The organism is Pseudomonas mohnii (assembly GCF_900105115.1).
GTDB classification, from domain to species: Bacteria; Pseudomonadota; Gammaproteobacteria; order Pseudomonadales; family Pseudomonadaceae; genus Aquipseudomonas; species Aquipseudomonas mohnii.
Window position 1 is genome coordinate 6453080 of the sequence record NZ_FNRV01000001.1, and the last position, 22958, is coordinate 6476037.

Annotated in this window: 15 protein-coding genes, 1 tRNA gene and 1 pseudogene; 10 read left to right on the forward strand and 7 right to left on the reverse strand. The window is 62.2% G+C overall.

The annotated features are described in order from the left end of the window. Positions 1-295: 295 nt before the first annotated feature. Positions 296-1450: a MalY/PatB family protein gene (locus BLV61_RS29980; protein ID WP_090469605.1), complete on the reverse strand. Its 1155-nt coding sequence runs from the start codon at positions 1448-1450 to the stop codon at positions 296-298. Positions 1451-1751: 301 nt separating this feature from the next. Here BLV61_RS29980 and fdnG point away from each other — a divergent pair, with 301 nt between their 5' ends. The 7 genes from fdnG to BLV61_RS30020 all read left to right on the forward strand — a co-directional run bounded on the left by fdnG (position 1752) and on the right by BLV61_RS30020 (position 10815). Beyond that, positions 1752-4817, forward strand: a complete 3066-nt coding sequence (fdnG, locus tag BLV61_RS29990) for a formate dehydrogenase-N subunit alpha (RefSeq protein WP_139213668.1) — start codon at positions 1752-1754, stop codon at positions 4815-4817. After that, positions 4818-5753, forward strand: coding sequence for a formate dehydrogenase subunit beta (gene fdxH, locus BLV61_RS29995; RefSeq protein ID WP_047528856.1), 936 nt, complete (start codon positions 4818-4820; stop codon positions 5751-5753). It abuts the gene before it with no gap. Next, positions 5750-6403, forward strand: a complete 654-nt coding sequence (locus BLV61_RS30000; protein WP_090469614.1) for a formate dehydrogenase subunit gamma — start codon at positions 5750-5752, stop codon at positions 6401-6403. Before fdxH ends, BLV61_RS30000 begins: the two co-directional genes overlap by 4 nt. A 4-nt stretch (positions 6404-6407) precedes the next feature. Beyond that, positions 6408-7334, forward strand: a complete 927-nt coding sequence (gene fdhE / locus BLV61_RS30005) for a formate dehydrogenase accessory protein FdhE (RefSeq protein ID WP_090469616.1) — start codon at positions 6408-6410, stop codon at positions 7332-7334. Positions 7335-7379: 45 nt separating this feature from the next. Next, positions 7380-8810, forward strand: a complete 1431-nt coding sequence (selA, locus tag BLV61_RS30010) for an L-seryl-tRNA(Sec) selenium transferase (protein WP_090469619.1) — start codon at positions 7380-7382, stop codon at positions 8808-8810. Beyond that, positions 8807-10708, forward strand: a complete 1902-nt coding sequence (gene selB / locus BLV61_RS30015; protein ID WP_090469622.1) for a selenocysteine-specific translation elongation factor — start codon at positions 8807-8809, stop codon at positions 10706-10708. The genes selA and selB overlap by 4 nt, the downstream gene beginning before the upstream one ends. Before the next feature lie 11 nt (positions 10709-10719). Continuing rightward, positions 10720-10815, forward strand: a tRNA-Sec gene (locus BLV61_RS30020). 8 nt (positions 10816-10823) lie between these two features. Here the strand turns inward: BLV61_RS30020 and BLV61_RS30025 are convergent. The 6 genes from BLV61_RS30025 to BLV61_RS30050 form a co-directional block, all read right to left on the reverse strand. Then, positions 10824-12101 (reverse strand): OprD family porin, encoded by a 1278-nt coding sequence (locus tag BLV61_RS30025; protein ID WP_244160002.1) that lies wholly within the window; start codon positions 12099-12101, stop codon positions 10824-10826. Between the two features lie 193 nt (positions 12102-12294). Next, positions 12295-13563, reverse strand: coding sequence for an OprD family porin (locus BLV61_RS30030; RefSeq protein ID WP_090469626.1), 1269 nt, complete (start codon positions 13561-13563; stop codon positions 12295-12297). A 129-nt stretch (positions 13564-13692) separates the two neighbouring features. Next, positions 13693-15465, reverse strand: coding sequence for an acyl-CoA dehydrogenase C-terminal domain-containing protein (locus BLV61_RS30035; protein ID WP_090469629.1), 1773 nt, complete (start codon positions 15463-15465; stop codon positions 13693-13695). A gap of 68 nt (positions 15466-15533) precedes the next feature. Next, the gene (locus BLV61_RS30040; protein ID WP_047528870.1) at positions 15534-17204 is read right to left on the reverse strand and encodes a cation acetate symporter; all 1671 of its coding nucleotides are present in this window, start codon (positions 17202-17204) and stop codon (positions 15534-15536) included. Beyond that, positions 17204-17530, reverse strand: coding sequence for a DUF485 domain-containing protein (locus BLV61_RS30045; RefSeq protein ID WP_052193517.1), 327 nt, complete (start codon positions 17528-17530; stop codon positions 17204-17206). Before BLV61_RS30045 ends, BLV61_RS30040 begins: the two co-directional genes overlap by 1 nt. Before the next feature lie 125 nt (positions 17531-17655). Continuing rightward, complete coding sequence (locus BLV61_RS30050; protein WP_047528872.1) at positions 17656-19278, reverse strand: acyl-CoA synthetase; 1623 nt, start codon at positions 19276-19278, stop codon at positions 17656-17658. Between the two features lie 229 nt (positions 19279-19507). Between BLV61_RS30050 and BLV61_RS30055 the strand changes: the two genes are divergently transcribed. From BLV61_RS30055 to BLV61_RS30065, 3 genes and pseudogenes are all read left to right on the forward strand, one after another. Further along, the gene (locus BLV61_RS30055; protein WP_090469632.1) at positions 19508-21784 is read left to right on the forward strand and encodes a PAS domain-containing sensor histidine kinase; all 2277 of its coding nucleotides are present in this window, start codon (positions 19508-19510) and stop codon (positions 21782-21784) included. A gap of 4 nt (positions 21785-21788) precedes the next feature. Then, the gene (locus BLV61_RS30060) at positions 21789-22415 is read left to right on the forward strand and encodes a response regulator transcription factor (RefSeq protein WP_047528875.1); all 627 of its coding nucleotides are present in this window, start codon (positions 21789-21791) and stop codon (positions 22413-22415) included. Positions 22416-22493: 78 nt separating this feature from the next. Then, positions 22494-22958: pseudogene (locus tag BLV61_RS30065) on the forward strand (AI-2E family transporter); the annotation flags it as partial.

Consider the following 22958-nt stretch of genomic DNA (forward strand, 5'->3'; position numbering starts at 1 on the left):
ATCGGATACAACGGATGGAAACGACGCAATCCTTGAGCCGGCTTGCCGGCGAAGGACTTGAGCGCGCCGTGTTTATCCATCACTCGCGAGTTATCGTTCACGACCATCGCTGGCAAGCCAGCTCCTACGGGGGAGCGTGTCGGTCATGCAATACCCGTAGGAGCCAGCCTGCTGGCGATGGTCTCCAGTGCGCAGCGTTCAGTCTGGTTACACGCGTTATCGTTCACGTCCATCGCGAGCAAGCTCGCTCCTGCAATGGGTCGTGCCCAGGTACGCGATTCCTGTGGAGCCGGTATCAGGCGTGGAGGTTGCGCAAACTGCGTTCCATCCGCGCGATGCCTTCTTCCAGCAACGAGCGCGGGCAGCCGAAGTTAAGGCGCACGAACTGTTGGCAGTCATCGCCGAAGTCCAGGCCGGCGCTCAAACCGACTTTGGCCTGTTCGAGGAAAAACTGCTGCGGGTTGTCCAGTCCCAGCGCCGAGCAGTCGAGCCAGGCCAGGTAGGTGCTTTGCGGCACGTTCATGCTGATGCCCGGCAGGCGGCTGCGCACGGCCTCGACCAGGTAATCACGGTTGCCTTGCAGGTAGGCCTTGAGTTCGTTCAGCCAGGGCGCGGCTTCACTATAAGCGACGCGGGTGGCTTCCAGGCCCAGGGGGTTGACGCTGTCGACCATACCGCAACGGGCCTGGTTGACGCGCTCGCGCAGGTGACGGTCCTGAATGATCATGAACGAGGTTTTCAGCCCGGCGATGTTGTAGGCCTTGCTGGCCGACATCAGGGTGATGGTGCGCTGGGCGACTTGCGGGCCCAATGTCGCCATCGGAATGTGCTGGCGACCGTCGAAACACAGCTCGGCATGGATTTCGTCGGAGATGATCCAGGCGTCGTGCTCCAGGCAGATATCTGCAATGGCCTGCAGCTCGGCACGCGGGAAGGCTTTGCCCAGCGGGTTGTGCGGGTTGCTCAACAGCAGCGCGCCGCCACCTTGCAGCGACTGGCTCAAGGTCGCCAGCGGCGTGGTGTAGGTGCCGTCAGGCTGCGCCTCGAAGCCCAGTTCGACCTTGTTCAGCCCCCAGTGGCCCGGGGCATGGCGCAGCGGCGGGTAGTTCGGCACCTGCACCACGACATTCTGTTGCGGTTGTACCAGCGCCTTCAGCGCCATGTTGAAGCCCGACTCGACGCCCGGCAGAAAAATCAGTTCCTGCGGCTCCACGCGCCAGGCGTACTTGTTCCACAGATCGGCAACAATGGCTTCGCGCAAGTCGTCCGAGGCCACGCTATAACCGACCATCGGGTGTTCCATGCGTTTTTGCAGGGCCTGGATGATCACCGGCGGCGCGGCGAAATCCATGTCGGCGACCCACATCGGCAACACGTCGGCCGGGTAGCGGCTCCATTTGGTACTGCCGGTGTTGTGGCGGTCGAACACCTGATCAAAATCGAAAGTCATGCGGGGTCTCGTGAAGGCTGGGTTGGATATGGCGCCATGATAAGCGCCAAGCCCCTGTAGGAGCGAGCCTGCTCGCGAAAGCGCTGTGTCAGCTGAGCAAGTTGCGACTGACACGCCATCGCGAGCCGGCTCGCTCCTACAGGTGACCGTCTCGCGCCCGGGAATGCCCGACGGTCGGGTTCCATCGCGGTTTCGACAGCCTTGACTAGAGTTTAAGTGTCGGCAGCCCGTCTGCCGCAAGCGTGTTTGTCCATGAAAATCCGGGAAAAGTACCGGGTCTTCACCTGATCAGGAGTGCACGATGGACCTCAGCCGTCGTCAGTTCTTCAAGGTCGCCGGTATCGGCCTTGCAGGCTCTAGCCTGGGCGCGCTGGGCATGGCCCCGACGCCTGCCTTTGCCGAACAGGTGCGCCACTTCAAGCTCGCCCAGACCCATGAAACCCGCAACACCTGCCCGTACTGCTCGGTCGGCTGTGGGGTGATCATGTACAGCCAGGGCGATGCGGCGAAGAACGTCGCGCAAAGCATCATCCACATCGAAGGTGACGCCGACCACCCGGTCAACCGCGGCACCCTGTGCCCCAAAGGCGCAGGCCTGCTGGACTTCATTCACAGCCCCGGCCGCCTGCAGTACCCGCAGGTTCGCAAGCCCGGCAGCGACGAATGGACGCGGGTTTCGTGGGATGACGCACTCAATCGCATCGCCGACCTGATGAAGGCCGACCGCGACGCCAACTTCATCGAGAAAAACGCCCAGGGGCAAACGGTGAATCGCTGGCTGACCACCGGTTTCCTCGCGGCCTCGGCGGCGTCCAACGAAGCGGGCTACATCACCCACAAGGTCATTCGCAGTCTCGGCATGCTGGGGTTTGATAACCAGGCGCGTGTCTGACACGGCCCGACGGTGGCAAGTCTTGCCCCGACGTACGGCCGTGGTGCCATGACCAATACCTGGACCGATATCGCCAACGCGAACCTGGTTCTGGTGATGGGCGGCAACGCAGCAGAAGCTCACCCTTGTGGTTTCAAATGGGTGACGGAAGCCAAGGCGCACAACAAGGCGCGGCTGATCGTGGTCGATCCGCGATTCACCCGGACCGCCTCGGTGGCCGACTATTACGCGCCGATCCGCACCGGCACCGACATCGCCTTCATGGGCGGGCTGATCAACTACCTGCTGACCGAGGACAAGATCCAGCACGAATACGTGCGCAATTACACCGATGTGTCGTTCATCGTCAAAGCCGGCTACGGCTTCGAAGACGGGATTTTCAGCGGCTACGACGTCGCCAAACGCGCCTATACCGACAAGTCCGGCTGGGGGTACGAGCTCGGAGAGGATGGCTTCGTCAAAACCGACCCGACCCTGCAAGACCCGCATTGCGTGTATCAGCTGATGAAGCAGCACTACAGCCGCTACAACATCGACTTGGCGAGCCAGGTGTGCGGCATGCCGGTCGATGCCATGCAGAAAATATGGGAAGAAATCGCCACGTGCTCGCAACCGGGCAAGACCATGACGATTCTCTATGCCCTGGGCTGGACCCAGCACTCCATCGGGTCGCAGATCATCCGCAGCGCCGCCATGGTGCAATTGCTGCTGGGCAACGTCGGCATGCCGGGCGGGGGCGTGAATGCCCTGCGCGGCCACTCCAACATCCAGGGGCTGACCGACCTGGGGCTGTTGTCCAACTCGTTGCCCGGTTACCTGACGCTGCCGGGCGACGCCGAGCAGGATTACAACGCCTACATCGTCAAACGCACGCAGAAACCGCTGCGGCCGGGGCAGTTGTCCTATTGGCAGAACTACGGCAAGTTCCACGTCAGCCTGATGAAAGCCTGGTACGGCGCCAACGCCACGGCCGAGAACAACTGGTGCTACGAGTACCTGCCGAAACTGGACATTCCCAACTACGACATCCTCAAGGTGTTCGACCTGATGGGCCAGGGCAAGGTCAATGGCTACATGTGCCAGGGCTTCAACCCGATCGCCGCGTTGCCCGACAAGAACCGGGTGATGGCGGCGCTGGCCAGACTCAAGTGGCTGGTGGTGATGGACCCGCTGGCCACCGAAACCTCGGAGTTCTGGCGCAACGTCGGGCCGTTCAACGATGTGAAGAGCGCCGACATCCAGACCGAAGTGATTCGCCTGCCCACCACCTGTTTCGCCGAAGAAGACGGCTCGCTGGTCAACAGCAGCCGCTGGCTGCAATGGCACTGGAAAGGCGCCGATGGCCCTGGTGAAGCGCAAACCGACATCCGGATCATGAGCGAACTGTTCCTGCGCTTGCGCGAGCGCTACCAGGCCAATGGTGGTGCCTATGCCGATCCGATCCTGAAATTGTCGTGGCCCTACAAGGTCCCGGATGAACCTTCGCCAGAAGAACTGGCCAAGGAAATCAACGGCTGCGCCACCGCCGACTTCACCGATGCCACTGGCGCGGCGGTCAAGGCCAATACCCAACTGGCGGCGTTCAGTCAGCTCAAGGACGATGGCAGCACGGCGTCCGGTTGCTGGATTTTCTGCGGCAGCTGGACCGAGGCGGGCAATCAGATGGCCCGCCGCGATAACAGCGATCCGTATGGCATGCATCAACATCAGGGCTGGGCCTGGGCCTGGCCGGCCAACCGGCGGATTCTCTACAACCGTGCCTCGGCCGACGTGCAAGGCAAACCGTGGGATCCGAAAAAACGCCTGGTGTGGTGGAACGGCAAAGCCTGGGGCGGCACCGACGTGCCTGACTACAAGGCCGATGTGCCGCCGGAAGCCGGGATGAACCCGTTCATCATGAATCCCGAAGGCGTGGCGCGGTTCTTCGCCGTCGACAAGATGAACGAGGGGCCGTTCCCCGAACACTATGAACCGTTCGAAACGCCCATCGGCATCAACCCGATGCACCCGGACAACAAGAAAGCCACCAGCAACCCGGCGGCGCGGATCTTTGATTCGGTGTGGGATTCGCTCGGTGTGGCCAAGGATTATCCGTATGCCGCCACCAGCTACCGGCTGACCGAGCATTTCCACTTCTGGAGCAAGCACTGCAAGCTCAATGCGATTGCCCAGCCCGAGCAGTTCGTCGAGATCGGCGAAGTGTTGGCCAGGGAGAAAGGCATCGTCGCCGGCGACCGTGTGCGCGTCAGTTGCAAGCGCGGGCATATCGAGGCGGTGGCGGTGGTGACCAAGCGGATTCGGCCGTTGCAGGTCAACAATCAAGTGGTGCACCAAATCGGTATCCCGCTGCACTGGGGGTTCACCGGCCTGACGCGCCACGGTTACCTGACCAACACCCTGGTGCCGTTCCTCGGCGATGGCAACACCCAGACCCCGGAATCCAAGTCATTCCTGGTCAATGTGGAGAAAATCTAAATGGCCAGCCAAGACATCATTGCCCGCTCGGCCACCACCACCGTGCCGTCCTCGGTGCGCAATCAGGAGGAAGTCGCCAAGCTGATCGACACCACCAAGTGCATCGGTTGCAAGGCCTGCCAGGTCGCCTGTTCTGAATGGAACGAGCTGCGCGACGAGGTCGGCCACAACCACGGCACCTATGACAACCCGCAGGATCTGAGCGCCGAAACCTGGACCCTGATGCGCTTCACCGAGCACGAAACCGACGCCGGCAACCTCGAATGGCTGATTCGCAAGGACGGCTGCATGCACTGCGCCGAGCCCGGTTGCCTGGCGGCATGCCCCAGCCCCGGTGCGATCATCAAGCACGCCAACGGCATCGTCGATTTCAACCAGGACCACTGCATCGGTTGCGGCTATTGCATCACCGGTTGCCCGTTCAACATTCCGCGCATCTCGCAAAAGGATCACAAGGCCTACAAATGCACCTTGTGTTCGGACCGGGTGGCCGTAGGGCTGGAGCCGGCCTGCGTGAAAACCTGTCCGACCGGGGCCATCGTCTTCGGCACCAAGGAAGACATGAAGGAGCACGCCGCCGAGCGCATCGTCGACCTCAAGAGTCGCGGTTTTGACCAGGCCGGTCTGTACGACCCCGCAGGCGTCGGCGGCACCCATGTGATGTACGTGCTGCACCATGCCGACACGCCGAAGCTCTACGCCGGCTTGCCCGCCGATCCGGCGATCAGTCCGTTGGTGGGCCTGTGGAAAGGCGTGAGCAAACCCCTGGCGCTGCTGGCGATGGGCGCGGCGGTGCTGGCCGGCTTCTTCCACTACGTGCGCGTCGGTCCGCAGATCGTGGAAGAAGATGAATTGCCGCCACACACTGACCCGGCGGTGCATGAGGTCGATCCGTCGGTGCACACCTACGATCCGAAGCGGGAGAACAGGCCATGATCCGCAAAGAGATCCTTCGCTATACCGCCAACCAGCGCACCAACCACTGGCTGGTGGCGATCCTGTTTTTCATGGCCGGGCTGTCCGGGCTGGCGTTGTTTCACCCGGCGCTGTTCTGGCTCAGCAACCTGTTCGGCGGCGGCCCGTGGACACGCATCCTGCACCCGTTCATGGGCGTGTTGATGTTCCTGTTGTTCCTCGGGTTGGTGGTGCGCTTCTGGCGCGCCAATTACTTCATTGCCAATGACCGTTTGTGGCTCAAGCGCATTGACCGGGTGATAAAAAACCAAGAGGAGGGCGTGCCGCCCGTCGGCAAGTACAACCCCGGGCAGAAGCTGCTGTTCTGGACTTTACTGCTGTGCATGCTCGGGCTGCTGTTGACCGGTCTGGTGATCTGGCGCGCGTATTTCAGCGACTACTTCGGCATCACCCTGATCCGTTGGGCGATGTTGCTGCATGCACTGGCCGGGTTCGTGCTGATCCTGAGCATCATCGTGCACATCTATGCCGGGATCTGGATCAAGGGCTCGATCAGCGCCATGCTGCATGGCTGGGTCAGCCGCGCCTGGGCGAAGAAACACCATGAACTGTGGTATCGCGAGGTGACGCGTGACGAGCGTCCCGACCCGCCCTTGAGCAAAAAAGGATAACGATTTGGCCACCATTCTGGAGCCAGGAGAGATCGAAGCGGCGGCCACGGCACCGCCGTTTCTGCACCTGCCACCGTCCAACCTGTTCACCTTGCGCGCGCTGCGCCTGGAGCGCCTGGCCGAAGGGCATCCATTGGCCGATTACCTTCGTCTCATCGCCGGGTTGTGTCAGCAACAACAGCGACTGATGGATGATCCACCGGATGCGGCCGTGCCCGACCCGCAACGTATCCAGCGCTGCCTGGAGCACGGCCTGCCACCGTTCGCCGCCGACAGCCTGGTGCGCGAAGACGCCTGGTTGCCCTGGCTGAACGGTTTGTTGCAGGGCTATCAACCCGCAGCGCAATCACCGGTGGAGCAGGCCGTGACGACATTGCGCAACGCCAGCGCCGGGCAGCTCAAGACCTGGGCGCTGGCTTTGGTCAGCGGCCAGTTCAGCTTGTTGCCGGCGGCCCTGGTGCCGTTTCTCGGTTCGGCATTGCAGGTCGCGTGGAGTCATTGGTTGCTGACGACGCCGGACCTCGCCCTGAAACCCGGCACCAGCCTCAACCAGTGCCCGGCCTGTGGATCACCGGCCATGGCCGGGGTGATTCGCCATCGCGGCAAATACAACGGCCTGCGCTATCTGGTGTGCTCGCTGTGCGCCTGCGAATGGCATGTGGTGCGGGTCAAGTGCGTGTATTGCGAGCAAAGCAAGGGCCTGCAATACGTCAGCTTCGACAGCGACCGGCATGCCGCCGACAAAGCGCCGTTGCGCGCCGAAACCTGCCCCGGCTGCCAGAGCTACCTCAAGCAAATCTATCTGGAGTGTGACGCCGAAGGCGAAGCGCTGTCCGCCGACCTGAGCAGCCTGATGCTCGACATGCGCCTGGAGCAGGAAGGCTTTCAGCGTCCGGCGCCCAATCTGCTGCTGGCCCCCGGAGGCGACTGACGCTAGCGTCTACACTCAGGCGGTCCACCTTTGCCGGAGCGCCTGATGTCTGCCAGATCCGCCAGCCCAGCCTTGCGCCTGCCCTCCATCGACAGCTTGTTACGCGACCCGGCATGTCAGCCTTTGGCCGAACGCTATGGGCGCGATGCCTTGCTCGCCAGCCTGCGGCAGTTGCTCGACGACTTGCGCGAGCCGGTGCTGGCCGGACAACTCGACGCCATTGAACTCGCCCCGCCAGTGCTGGCGGGCAGGGCGGGTGAGAGACTGGCCAGCCAGCATCGAAGCCATGTACGCCGGGTGTTCAACCTCACCGGCACGGTGCTGCACACCAACCTGGGGCGCGCCTTGCTGCCCGAAGAAGCCATAGACGCAGTGCAAATGGCCGCGCGTTATCCGCTGAATCTGGAGTTTGACCTGCACAGCGGCAAGCGCGGCGACCGCGACGATCTGATCGAAGGCCTGATCCGCGAGCTGACCGGCGCGGAAGCGGTGACCGTGGTCAACAATAATGCCGCCGCCGTGTTGCTCACCCTCAACAGCCTGGGTGCGCGCAAGGAAGGCATCATTTCCCGGGGCGAGTTGATCGAAATCGGCGGCGCTTTTCGCATCCCGGACATCATGGCCCGCGCCGGGGTCAAACTGCATGAAGTCGGCACCACCAACCGCACCCACGCCCGTGACTATGAAGCCGCCATCGGCCCGCGCAGTGGTCTGGTGATGCGCGTGCATGCGAGCAACTACAACATCCAGGGCTTCACCACCCGCGTGCCGACCGCAGAGCTGGCGCAACTGGCACACCGGCATGGCTTGCCGCTGCTGGAAGATCTGGGCAGCGGCAGTTTGCTGGACCTCACGCGCTGGGGGCTGCCTGCCGAGCCGACGGTGCGACAGGCGCTGCTCGACGGCGCAGACATCGTCACCTTCAGCGGCGACAAACTGCTCGGCGGTCCCCAGGCCGGCTTGATCGTCGGCCGCAAAGAATTGATCGCGCGGATCAAGAAAAACCCGCTGAAACGTGCGCTGCGCGTCGACAAACTGACCCTCGCCGCCCTCGAAGCGGTGCTCGGCCTGTACCGCAACCCGGATCGCCTGGCCGAGCGGCTGCCGAGTCTGCGGCTGCTGACCCGACCCCAGGCGGACATCTTCGCCCAGGCCCAACGCCTGTTGCCGTCATTGGCGCAGGCGCTCGGCGCTGCCTGGAACGTCAGCGCAGAGCTGGCGCTGGGCATGATCGGCAGCGGCAGCCAGCCTGTGGCGCGCTTGCCGAGTGCGGCGTTGTGCCTGCGGCCGAACTGCTCCAAACGTCTGCGCGGTCGTTGGCTGCACGGCCTGGAAGAGAAACTGCGGAGCCTGCCGGTTCCGGTGCTCGGGCGCATCGACGACGACGCCTTGTGGCTGGACTTGCGGCAACTGGACGACGAGCCGGCGTGGCTGGCGCAACTCGGTCAGTTGCAGGCAGGGGACGCAGCAGAGTGATCGTCAGTACCGCAGGGCACATCGATCACGGCAAGACCGCATTGCTCCAGGCACTGACCGGGCAGGCCGGCGACCGACGCCGGGAAGAACGTGAGCGTGGCATGACCATCGACCTCGGTTACCTCTATGCCGCGCTGGAGCCGGGCGCCGGCCTCACCGGTTTTATCGACGTACCCGGTCACGAGCGCTTCACCCATAACATGCTGGCCGGGGCGCAGGGCATCGATCTGGTGCTGCTGGTGGTGGCTGCCGACGACGGCGTGATGCCGCAAACCCGCGAGCACCTGGCCATCGTCGAACTGCTGGGCATCCCCAAGGCACTGGTGGCGATCAGCAAATGCGACCGGGTCGATACGGCTCGGCTACAGGCCGTTTGCGAGCAGGTCAACGCCTTGCTGGCGCCCGGCCCTTATGCCGATGCGCCGCAGATTGTGTTGTCGAGCGTGACCGGGCAGGGCATCGACACCCTGCGTCAGGCCTTGATCAAGGCGCAACGCGAGGTCGTTCAACGCCGCCAGAAAGGCGGTTTTCGCCTGTGGATCGATCGGGCGTTCAGCGTGGCGGGCGCGGGTATCGTGGTCACCGGCACGGCGCTGTCCGGGCAGGTGGCGGTGGGCGATACGTTGATGCTCGGCCCCCTCGGCAAGTCGGTGCGGGTGCGCGGCCTGCATGCGCAGAATCAAGTCGCCGAGGTCGCCATGGCCGGCCAGCGTGTTGCCTTGAACATCAGTGCCGAACGCTTGGCGCTGGAGCAGATTCACCGAGGTCAGTGGCTGTGCGCCGAATGGCTGTATGCCCCGACCCAGCGAATCGATATCGACCTGCGTCTGTTGCCCGGCGAACCACGCGCTTTCGAGCACTTCCAACCGGTGCACGTTCATCTCGGCACCCAGGACGTAACCGGGCGCGTGGCGTTGCTGGAGGGCACCCGCCTGGCGCCGGGCGCACGGATGTTCGCGCAACTGCTGCTGAATGCGCCGGTGCAGGCGGTCAAGGGCGATCCACTGATCCTGCGTGACCAGAGCGCGCAACGCACCCTCGGCGGTGGCCGGGTGCTCGATCCGTTCGCGCCAACCCGACAACGACGCAGCCCCGAACGTCTGGCGCAGTTACACGCCCTGGCTACGCACGACGAGTTGGAACACTGCCTGCCGGCATTACTGGCCCACGGCGAAACCGGGCTCGACTCGGTGCGGCTGGAGCGTCAATTCAATCGCCCCCGCGACACCTGGGTGTTACCTGCGGACGTGCGCCTGATCGACACCCGCCAAGGATCGTTGCTGTTCAGCGTGGCGCGCTGGGAAGGGGCGAAAACACGCTTGCGGGAACAACTGGCGCGCTTTCACGAACTGGAACCGGACCAGATGGGCCCGGACCGCGATCGCCTGCGTCGATTCAGTGCCACGGCGCTCGATCGCCCGACGTTCATCTGCCTGCTCGACGAATTGCTGGCCAGTGGCGCGATCGCCAGCAGCGGGCCGTGGCTGCATCTGCCTGGCCATCAAGTACGTTTGAGCGAGGCGGACGAAGCCCTGTGGCAAGTGTTGCAGCCAGTGTTCGAAACGGCCGGTTTCGAGCCGCCGTGGGTGCGCGACTTGCCGCATGACGAAGCCACCGTGCGGTTGCTCCTGCGCAAAATGGCCCGGTTGGGGTTGCTGCACCAGGTGGTCCGCGACCTCTTCTACACCGATGCGATGATCCGCCGATTGGCGGCTATGCTGTTGCAACTGGCCGACGACAACCCGGTGATCCAGGTGTCGGCGTTTCGCGACGCGGTGGGCCTGGGGCGCAAGCGCAGTATCCAGATTCTCGAATACTTCGACCGCCTGGGGCTGACCCGACGGGTTGGCGATCGCCGCCAGATTCGTCCCGACAACGTGTTGGCCCGGCGCCCATAGCCAGGTTTCAAGGAAGGTAATCGCGCCCGGTGGCGCGGCCGGGCTTCAAACCCGGTGGGGGACGGCATCCGTTCCCGGGCAGGTTCGACTCCGGCTACCTTCCGCCATTTTCCACTCAGAAGGGCCCGAAATTCAGCGGGTACTGGATGACCACGTAAAGCCTGTCGATGTCATCGCCGCCCTGGGCAGCGTTGGCGCGGTGCGACACTTGGGACACCTGCAGGCTCAACCCCTTGGCGGCACCGGACTGCACGATATAGCGCAGGTCGATGTCGCGTTCCCAGTGGCGTCCGCCATCCCCCTGTTGCGGCACGTACTCCCCCAGCGACGGGTCGAACGGATTGTAAGCGCCGCCCTGGGGCGCATGGGTGCCATCGATGCCGGTGCCTTTGACGTAGCGCGTCATGAAGTTCAGGCCGGGCACGCCAAAGGTGCTCAAGTCGAGGTCGTAACGTGCCTGCCACGAGCGTTCACCCGCGCCGTTGAAGTCGGCGTACTTGATCGAGTTGGCGAGGTAGATCGAATCGCCACCGACGAAATCGAACGGTGTGTCGCCCTGGACTTTTTGGTACGCCAGGGTGAAACCGTGGGCGCCGACCGTATATTTGCCCGACAGGCTGTAGGCGGTGTTGTCGATGGCGCCGGCCAGCGCCTGACCGGTTTGCCGGGTGTGGTAGATGTTCCCGTCGAGGAAAATCCCCGACTGTTTCAGGTGCAGGTTGCCGTAGTACTGGTACCAGGTGTCCGTCAGCTCTGAAGCGTACAGTGCGCCGCCGACAGGGCTCTGTGTGAACAGGTCGGCGCCGGCGAACGAGATCCCGCCCGCGTCGGTATTGGCCCCGTAACCGGAAAAATTGCCCTTGCTTGAAGAGCTGTCCTGGTTCTTGAAGGCGGTGAAGTGGCCGGCAACCAGATTAATGTCGTCGAGCTCGCGGCTGTTGAGCAGAAAACCCGTGGCGTATTCCGGTTGCAGGCGCTTGTCCGCCGTGTCGAACACGGGGGTTTCCACCATCATTTCACCAAAGGACAGCGTGGTGTTTGAGGTCTTGAGTTTGATTGCACCGCCACCGCTGGAGTAGTTGCTGGCACTGCGGCCGTCGCTGTCGACTGGCAACAAACCGGTCCCGGAACGGCCCTTTCCGCTGTCCAGCTTCAAGCCCAGGAAGGCATGGGCGTCGAGGCCCAAACCCACGGTCCCCGGCGTGAATCCGGATTCAAAGGCGCTGATAAAACCTTGAGTCCACTCGGCTTTATAGCTTTTGCCCGTCGGCGAAGGCGAGCGGTAGTCGCTGTTGAGGTAGAAGTTGCGACTGAGCACTTCCAGCGACGCACCGTCGAGAAAGCCTGATGTCGGTTCGTCTGCCAGGGCGGTCCCGGTGATGCCGGTGGCCAGTAGCGAAAACCAGAAGCACGGTCCGATTCGTTGATCTTGCAATGCAGTTTCCTTGCGGGCTTACGGGAAACGAGGCGTGCATGATTACGTAGATTCAGCCGGGAATATTGAATCGATGTGCTGTGTCAGAAATGTTTTTCGAGGGGGCTGCGTTTGTCGTTCCCACGCAAGCGTGGGAACGACAGTTCGGGGTTTACCAGATCGGTAAGGTGTAGCTGAGGATCAAGCGGTTTTCATCGAGGTCGCTGCCAAAGTGGCTCGAACGCACGGTCGCGTTGCGCCATTTCACCCCGACATTCTTCAACGGGCCGCTCTGGACCACGTAGCCAATGTCGGTATCGCGCTCCCATTCCTTGCCTTCGGGCCGATTGCTGCCCAGGTCAATGTTGGAACCGTTGATGTAGCGGGTCATGAAGGTCAGGCCGGGCACGCCGACGGCTGCGAAGTTGTAGTCGTAGCGCGCCTGCCAGGACTGTTCGTCCTTGCTGGCGAAGTCGCCGATCTGGACGAAGTTCACCAGGAATGCATCGGCTCCGTTGATATAGGCAAACCCGGTGTCACCGCTCATGCCTTGATAGCCCAGGCCGAAGGCATGGCCGCCCAGGCTATAGGTGAACATGGCGCCGAACGCATTGTTGTCGATATTGCTGCCGCCATCGTCGGTCGAACGGGCAAAGCGCAGGTCCGTCTTCAATGACTGGCCAGCGGTCACTGGCAGCAGGTAAGTCAGGTTGACCATGTGCTGGTCATAGAAGTTATCGAGGTGGCCGTAGGCATAGCCGGTGGTCAGATTGCTGGACCACTTGTAGCTCAGGCTGGCGAAGTCGAAGCTGTCGCTCGTCAAATGGCGACTGGTGATGCCCTTGGCGCCGGTTCGGGTAATGCCCATGTCTTCATAATTCGAAGAGTCGCGCTGATTGACCTGTGTCAGCCGTCCACCATCGATGGTCAGGCCTTCGATTTCCATCGAGGTCAACTGACCGCCTTCGAACGTTTGTGGCAGTAACCGTGAGTCGTTGGCCAATACCGTCGGCACCTTGGGCAGCAACGTGCCGAGTTTCAGCGTGCTTTTGGAGGCACGCAGCTTTGCCGTCACACCCATTTCGCCGTACTCGTCCTGAGCGCCTTTGCTCGTGTCGCTATGCCGTTTGAGCAGGCCGGAGCCGGCGCGATCAGGGCTGGAATCGAGCTTGACGCCCAACAGGCCGATGGCATCGAAACCGACACCGATCAAACCTTCGGTAAAACCCGACTCATAGCGCAGCAGGAAACCTTGCGCCCATTCCTCTTGTTTGGATTGCGCAGCGTTGTCCTGGCGGTAATCCCGGTTGAAGTAGAAGTTACGCAGCTCGAGGCTGGCCTTGCTGTCCTTGACGAAGTCAGCAGAGGCGGGAGCCGAGAGACTGATGATACCGCCGGCAAGCAGCAGTCGGGTCGAGAGAGTGCAGGTATTGCGGTCCATGATGAAGCCCCTTTGTTTTTTTATTGTTGAAAGGACGGGCACAGCGGCCCTCGCCATGGCGGCAAGGGCTTATGAATAAAAAAACGCGGCGCCAAAATGAGAGGAGCTGACGCCGCGTTGGTGAAAACGTCAGAACTGTTCGGCGCTCAAGCCGTACAAAGGACCACTGCCAGCGCGAATGGATTGCTCCAGACTCAAGATGCGTGGCAGCAGGCGGTGGATGTAGAAGTCGGCGGTGGCGATTTTCGCGCCATAAAAACCTTCGTCTTCACTGCGTTTTTGCAGGGCGACCTGAGCCATCCGCGCCCAGAGCCAGGCGTAGGCGACGTAACCGAAGAGGTGCAGGTACTCCACCGAAGCGGCACCGACTTCGTTGCGATTGGTCGCCGCGCGATCCTGCAGCCAGTCGCTCAGGTCCTCCAGGCACCGCACTGCGTCGAGCAGTTGAGCGGCATAGGGGGCGTTCGGCTGGGTGGCAAAGCGGCGAATCTCCCCGGTGAATTGGCGCAGCGCCAGTCCCTTGTCGGCCAGCACCTTGCGGCCGAGCAGGTCCAGCGCCTGGATGCCGTTGGTGCCTTCATAAATCTGCGCGATGCGCACGTCACGCACCAACTGCTCCTGGCCCCATTCGCGGATGTAGCCATGGCCACCGAACACTTGCTGGCCGTTGACACAGCTTTCCAGCCCGGTGTCGGTAAAAAACGCCTTGGCCACCGGTGTCAGCAACGCGACCAGGTCCTGTGCGCTTTCGCGTTCCCAGGCATCGTCGGAAAACTTCGCCAGGTCCAGTTGCTGCCCGACATAACTGGCGAACGCGCGGCCGCCTTCAGTCATGGCTTTCATGCTCAGCAACATGCGGCGCACGTCAGGGTGAACGATGATCGGGTCGGCTGCTTTGCCCGGGGCCATGGCACCGGTCGGCGAGCGGCTCTGAATGCGTTCGCGGGCATATGCCACGGCGCTCTGGTAGGACGCCTCGGCACAACCGATGCCCTGAATGCCGATGGACAGGCGTTCGTAGTTCATCATGGTGAACATCGCCGCCAGGCCCTTGTTCGCCTCACCGATCAACCAGCCGCTGGCGCCATCGAAGTTCATCACGCAGGTGGCCGACGCCTTGATGCCCATCTTGTGTTCGATCGAACCACAACTCACGGCATTGCCGGCGCCCAGGGAGCCGTCGGCATTGACCAGCACTTTCGGCACCAGAAACAGCGAGATGCCTTTCGGGCCAGCCGGCGCATCCGGCAGCTTGGCCAGCACCAGGTGCACGATGTTTTCAGTCAGGTCCTGATCGCCACCGGTGATGAAAATCTTGCTGCCGGTGATGGTGTAGCTGCCATCGGCCTGAGGCTCGGCGCGGGTGCGGATGAGCCCCAGGTCGGTGCCGGCGTGGGCTTCGGTCAGGCACATGGAACCGGCCCAGCGACCTTCATACATCGGCGGCAGATAGAGGTTTTTCAGGGTCTCGCTGGCATGGGCATCCAGCGCCAGGCAGGCACCGGAACTCAAGGCCGAATACAGCGCAAAGCTCGAGTTGGCGCCGTAGAGCATTTCTTCGAACTGCACCGCGAGCATCTTCGGCATGCCCATGCCGCCGAACTCGGCATTACCGGACAAACCCACCCAGCCGCCTTCGATGTAGGTGGTGTAAGCCTGCTTGAAGCCGATGGGCGTGGTGACTTGGCCTTCATGCCACTGCGCGCCTTCTTCATCACCGCTGCGATTGAGCGGTGCAATCAAGTGCGAGGTGACTTTCGCCGCTTCTTCAAGAATGGCGTCGGCCGTATCGGCGTCGACGGTGTCGGCCAGGGCCGGCAGGCGCGCCCACAGGGCCGGGGCGTCGAATACTTCATGCAGCACAAAGCGCATGTCGCGCAGTGGGGCATTGAATTGGGGCATAACGTGAACCTCGTTGGGACGGTTGTGCAACGGGCACGGCGCCGCATGGGCGGGCCGTGCCTTTTCGATCAGTGACTGGAAGCGGCGGCGGCACCGAGACCGGTCTGGGCGCGGACGAACTGGTCGGCGAAGGCATCACGCTCCTTGTCGGCGCGCACGCTGCGGTCGAGCCTGGACACCACGACGATCACCAGGAACGCCAGCGGCATGGAAAACAGCGCCGGGTGGTCATACGGGAAGATCGCGTGAGCATGCCCGAGCACAGTGACCCAGACCGCTGGCGAGAGGATCACCAGCACCAGCGCGCAAACCAGGCCGGCAAAACCGCCGATGATCGCGCCTTTGGTGGTCAGGCCTTTCCAGTACATGGCCATGATCAGCACCGGGAAGTTGGTCGACGCGGCGATGCCGAAGGTCAGGCCCACGAGGAACGCGACATTCATCTTCTCGAACAGAATGCCCAGCAGAATCGCGATGATGCCCAGGCCTACCGTGGCCATGCGCGTGACGCGCATTTCCTGTTTCTCGCTGGCCTTGCCCTTCTTGAACACGGTGGCGTAGAGGTCATGGGAGATCGCCGAAGCACCGGCCAGTGCCAGCCCGGACACCACCGCCAGGATGGTGGCGAAGGCGACCGCCGCGAGGAAGCCGAAGAACAGGTTGCCGCCGACCGCTTTGGCCAGGTGCATGGCCACCATGTTGCCGCCGCCAATCAGGGCGCCGCCGACTTCACCGTTGACGTAGTACTGCGGATCGGTGCCGATGATCACCATCGCGGCAAAGCCGAGGGTGCACACCACCAGGAAGAAGAAGCCGATGAAACCGGTGGCGTAGAACACCGATTTACGAGCCTCTTTGGCGTTAGGCACGGTGAAGAAGCGCATGAGAATGTGCGGCAGGCCGGCTATGCCGAACACCAGGCCCAGGGACATCGACGCGGTGTTGATCGGATCGGCGAGCATCGAGCCTGGGCCCATGATGTTCCAGCCGCTGGCGTGGGCCTGTACGGCTTTGTCGGCCAGGGTCTCGTAGCTGAAACCGAACTGCGACATCGCCATCACCGCGAGGGTGGTGCCACCGGCCAGCAACAGCACGGCCTTGATGATCTGCACCCAGGTGGTGGCGATCATGCCGCCGAAGATCACATACACCAGCATCAGCGCACCGACGATCACCACCGCCACCGGGTAGTCGAGACCGAACAGCAGCTTGATCAACTGACCCGCACCGACCATCTGCACGATCAGGTAGCAGCACACCACCGTCAATGAACCGAAGGCCGCGAAGATCCGCACCTTGTTCTGGTCCAGCCGATAGGAAACGATGTCGGCGAAGGTATAGCGCCCCAGATTGCGCAGACGCTCGGCCATCAAGAAGGTGATGATCGGCCAGCCGACGAAGAAGCCGATGGTATAAATGAAACCGTCGTAGCCCTTGGCGAACACCAGGCTGGATAGCCCCAGCAGGGTGGCTGCCGACATGTAGTCACCGGCAATCGCCAGGCCATTCTGAAAGCCGCTGATACCGCCGCCGGCCGTGTAGAAGTCCGAAGTGGATTGGGTTTGACGCGCTGCCCACCAGGTAATGGCCAGCGTGCCCAGGACGAAGACGAAGAACATGCCGATCGCATTCAGGTTGAGCGGCTGTTTTTCCACCGCCCCCAGGGCCGGTGCGGCGAGTACGACAGAGGCCGGCAACAGGCCGAGAGTGCCGAGGATGAGCTTGTTGAACAGGGTCATCATTTGCTCTCCTCGAGAATGGCGGCGCCCAGGACATCGAAGCGCGTATTGGCGCTGTAGACATACCAGCCGGTCAGCAGCCAGGAAAACACGATGATTGCCGCGCCTACCGGCATGCCGAGCGTCAACATCCGGTGCTCGCCGAGCGGCGCGTGCAGCCACTGCGGGGCAAACGCCACAATCAGCATGAACAGGTAGTAAGTGCCCAGCACGGCGGCACTCAACGACCAGGCCAGGCGCGAACGACTGCTCACCAGCTCAAGGAATTTGGGATTGTTGCGAATGCGTTCGCAACGTTGGGTATCGGTTGAATGGATGTCGATCATCAGTAGCTCCACTTTTGTTTTTGTTATCGGTCCGTGGTGGGCCCGGCAGCGCCGAATTCGGCGTGCACGAGCCCGAGGCGGCAGGTTGAACACCTGCCGCCCGTGGGGTACATCGTTGTTTCGGGTTAGAGCGCGGCGGCCCGGTCGCGCAACACGTACTTCTGGATCTTGCCGGTGGATGTCTTCGGCAACAGGGTAAAGATCACGGTGCGCGGCACTTTGAAGCCGGCCAGGTGTTCGCGACAGAAAGTGATGATGTCTGCCTCGCAAACGTCCTGGTGATCGGTCTTGAGTGTGATGAAGGCGCAGGGCGTTTCGCCCCATTTTTCATCGGGACGGGCAACCACCGCGGCTTCCAGCACACCCGGATGGCGGTAGAGCACACCTTCGAGTTCGATGGTGGAAATGTTCTCGCCGCCGGAAATGATGATGTCCTTGAGGCGATCCTTGATCTCGACGTAGCCGTCGGGATGACACACCGCCAGGTCGCCGGTGTGGAACCAGCCCCCTTCGAATGCTTCGGCAGTGGCGGACGGGTTCTTCAGGTAGCCCTTCATCACGGTATTGCCGCGCATGAAGATCTCACCGATGGTCAGGCCATCGCGCGGGGTCGGCTCCAGGGTCGCCGAATCAGCGACCATCACGCCTTCCAGGGTCGGGTAGCGCACGCCTTGACGAGACTTGATTTGCGCCCGCTCATCCAGGGGCAACTCGTCCCATTCGGCATGCCAGGCGCAAATCGTCACCGGGCCGTAGGTTTCGGTCAGGCCATACACGTGAGTGACCTTGATGCCCATCGCTTCGACGGCACCGATCACTTTGGCGGGCGGCGCGGCGCCGGCAACCATGGCGTTGACCGGATGATCGATGGCCGCTTTCGCCGATTCCGGCATGTTCACCAGGGCGTTGAGCACGATCGGTGCACCGCACAGGTGAGTGATCTGATGTTCGCGAATCAGCGTCAGGATTTTCTGCGGGTCGACCCGGCGCAGGAACACATGCACACCGGCCATTGCGGTGATGGTCCAGGGGTAGCACCAGCCGTTGCAATGGAACATCGGCAACGTCCAGAGGTACACAGGGTGGTTGCCCATGGCCCAGGTCATCTGGTTGCCCAATGAGTTCAGATAGGCACCGCGATGGTGGTAAACCACGCCCTTGGGATTACCGGTGGTGCCGGAGGTGTAGTTCAGGGAGATGGCTTGCCACTCGTCGGTTGGCCATTTCCAGGCAAAATCCGGATCGCCTTCGGCCAACAGCGCTTCGTAGTCCAGATCGCTGACGGCCTGGCCTTCGCCGTATTCCGGGTCGTTGACGTCGATTACCAGCGGCGGGTGATCGAGCATGCCGATCGCTGCGCGGATCACGTTGTGGAACTCACGGTCGGTAATCAACACCTTGGCTTCGCCATGCTGGAGCATGAAGGCGATGGCCTCGGCATCCAGACGAACGTTGAGCGGGTTGAGTACGGCACCGATCATCGGCACGCCGAAATGCACCTCAAGCATCTCGGGAATGTTGGGCAGCATCACTGCCACCGTGTCGTCCTTGCCGATGCCGCGACCGGCCAGGGCAGAGGCCAGTCGCCGGCAGCGGGCGTAGGTCTGCGCCCAGGTACGGCGGATCGAGCCGTGGATGACGGCGGGGTAGTGGGGATAAACGTTGGCAGTGCGCTCGATGAAGCTGAGCGGAGACAGGGCAATGTGATTGACAGCCGAAGGGTCTAACCCTTGCTCATAGATCGACATTTTCGGGTACTCGGTGGCTTATTGTTAGCTCTATGGGTGATCTCGCGAGGCAGTCGCTGAGGGCACCTTTATGTCCGGAGTACGTTATATAACATCCAGCTATACGTATGGAAGTACAACCTAGGGCGTATAGTAGTTCTACTATATTTCATTCTTTCCGATCCAAATCAATGCCGCCGCATCTCCAAAGCCGGTATATGCTTGGTTTTCCTGACAAAGTGGACCCGCGATGACCCTGACCCCCGTTCGATTGCACAGCTGGTTGCGCCTGCAGCGCGAAGGCGTGGCGTTGTCCGCCCGCGCCGATGCGTTGTGTCGTGCCCTTCAGGATTGCCCGGAAGTGCAGCGTGCGGTTTATCTCAGTTGGCAGCCCGGTGCGCGGATCTACGGTCACGAGGGCTCGGCCCAGCACTTTCCACCGGGCCTGGGCGACCCGGCGCTGGCCAGCGATCAGTTGCTGTTTGAGCATCTGGTCGAAGCCGGGCGTCTGGATCTGGCTCAAGTCCGTCAACTCGACTGCTGGTTGTCGGGCCGATTGCGTCGAGCGGCCATCAGCCATGGACAGGTGTTCGATCTGGCCTTGCAGCCGGGGCAGGCCGGGTTGTTGCTGGTGGAAGTGCGCGAGGGTGTGAGTCTCGACTGGCTGGGCTGGGTGCAGGATTTGTTGACGACATTGCTGACCAGCGTCAATGGCATGCTGCGCGGTTCGCCGTTGCTGGGCCATGATCCGCAACCGAGCCTGTTGCTCGATGCACAGGGCCGACCGCTGGAGTTCAACGCGGCGCTATTGGCCTTGCTTGGCGAAAAGCCGTTGACCGATGTGTTGGGCTTTTTACCAGTCAATCATCGGGTGTTGGTGCGCGCGAGCCTGGATCAGCAACGTGCCATCGAAGGCGTCGAGGCACAGTTCGAAGAGCAAATACTGATCTGGACCTTCATCCCCGATCCCCAGGACAACCGCGTGCTCGCCCGTTGCCGGTACGCCACGACCCAGGTGCTGGCGGAGCGGGAAGCGGCCACCGCTCGCCGGCTGTACCGGCTGATCATCGAAAACACCACTGACCTGATTTCCCGGCACACGCCGGACGGGCGCTTTCTCGATGCCTCGCCCGCGTCCTGGACCTTGCTCGGCTACTGGCCCGAGGAATTGCGCGGACAAATGGCCCAAGGCCTGTTCCATGGGCAGGACCTGGCCAACCTGGTTCAGCGCGCGCGCGATGCGCTGGAGCAGGATGGATATCACACGATGACCTATCGCATCCGTCATCGCGACGGGCATTACCTGTGGTTCGAAACCGCCTGCCGCGCGATACGCGAGACCTACACCGGAGCGGTGGTCGAAGTGGTCAGCGTCTCCAGGGACATCACGGCGCGGGTGCAGGCCGAGGAAAACAAGCGACGACTGGCCGAGGTGGTGGAGGCCAACACCGATCCGGTGCTGTTCATCGACCCCAAGGGCCAAGTCACTTACCTCAACCCGGCGGCGCGGCGCATCCTCGGCATCGATGAGCAGCAAGCGATGCCAGCCCTGGCCGAGTTGTTCGCCAGTAGCGACCTGGGGCGCCTGCAACGTGACGGCTGGAGCAGCGCCGAACGCGATGGCGTCTGGAGCACCGATGCGCGCTTGCAGCCGCCTGGCGGCGGCACATCGGTGCCCGTGTCGCTGGTGTTGCTGGCGCACCGTTCCGCCGGCGGCGAGCGCTATTACTCGCTGGTGGCACGGGACATGACCGAAAGGGAGCTGCGCGAAGTGCAACAACGTCGCCATCAGGATGAGCTGGCGCACACCGCGCGGTTGGTGACGCTGGGCGAACTGGCCTCGGGGATTGCCCATGAAATCAACCAGCCACTGGCTGCCGTGGTGAATTACGCCAATGCGAGCCAACGCTATTTGCAGACCCTGGGCAGCAATCCCCAGGCGGCCGCCAGGGTGGCGCAAGGCCTGGAACGCATTACCCATCACGCCACCCATGCGTCTGAAGTGATCCGGCGTCTGCGCGCGTTTCTGCGCAAGGGGCAACGTCGCATGCAGGCGCTGAACCTGACTGAAGTCGCCCGTGAATCGGTGCGTTTGTGTGCCTGGGAGGCGAGCAATTGCCAAGTGACAATCGAGGATCGACTGCCGGATAATCTGCCGCCCGTTTATGCCGACCGCGTGTTGCTTGAGCAGGTGTTGCTCAATTTGCTGCGCAATGCCATCGACGCTAATCGCGAGCAACATCCTGGCCAGCCTTCGCTGATCGTGATGGCGGTGGAGCAGGGCAGTGGTGGCACCCTGGAAATCAGTGTGCGAGACCAGGGGCCGGGGGTCGGCGAGCCCGAACTGGAGCAGATTTTTACCCCGTTCTACACCAGCAAGGCCGATGGCCTGGGGCTCGGCTTGTCCATGAGCCGCAGCATCATCGAGGGTTTCGGTGGCGAACTGCATGCCCGGCGCCAGCCTGTCGGGTTGCTGATGTGTTGCCGCCTGCCGCTTGCCGGTCCAACAAAACAACAACAGGAATGACGTAATGGCAGGTGCGACGGAGCACGTGGTGTATGTGGTCGACGATGACCAGGGCATGCTCGAATCAACCGTGTGGTTATTGGAGTCGGTCGGTCTCAAGGCCTTGCCGTTTACCAGTGGTGTCGAGTTCCTCGATGCCTGCGACGCCAGTCTCGATGCCTGCGTGATTCTCGACGTACGCATGCCCGGCATGGGGGGGTTGAACGTACAGGAAGAAATGCGCGTGCGTGAGCTGAACCTGCCGATCATTTTCGTCAGCGGCCACGCCGATGTGCCAATCGTGGTCCGTGCCTTCAAGGCGGGCGCCCATGACTTCATCGAAAAGCCCTACAACGAGCAGTTGCTGCTCGACAGCGTGCAGCAGGCGCTGAGCAGTTGCGCCACGCAGCGGTCCGGCAATCAGGCCTTGCAGGCACGCTTGCTGACGCTGACTCCACGGGAACGCGACGTCATGTTGCCTCTGGTGCAGGGCTACACCACCCGCGAAATCGCCGAGCAACTGGGCGTGAGTGCAAAGACCGTCGATCTGTATCGCTCGCGCGTCATGAAACGCATGCAGGCCAATACGTTACCGGACCTGGTGGGCATGGCCATAGCGGCGAACATGGTCGATCCACTGAAGCTGCGTTGATCCTTCGCGCCGTGCAATGTGCGTCTATGCTGGGCTAACAGATTCGCCCACTACACGGCGAACCGTGAGGAGACAGCCATGGTGCCCACATCGATCACAGTGAAAACCTTGTCCCGCGGCCTGCTTGACGTAATGATCCGTGCCGGACTGATTGTCGTCATGGTGCTGTTTTGCTTCGAGATTTTCCGACCGTTTCGCGACTTGATGTTGTGGTCGTTGATCCTGGCGATCACGCTTTACCCGTTGCAAACGCGGCTCAGGGGGCCGCTGGGGCACAAAGATGGATTCATTGCGACCCTGATCGTGCTGGTGGCCATTTTGATCCTCATGGTGCCGGTCTATCTGTTGGGCGCCTCGGTTGCCGATTCGGTCCAGAGCACCATTATCCTGGTCAAGACCGAAGGCTTTCATATTCCCCCACCGACGGATTCCGTCGCCACCTGGCCACTGGTGGGTAAACCCATATCGGTCATCTGGATGCAGGCAGCCACTGACCTGCCAAGCCTGACCGTGAAGTACATTCCGCAAATCAAAGGCATCAGC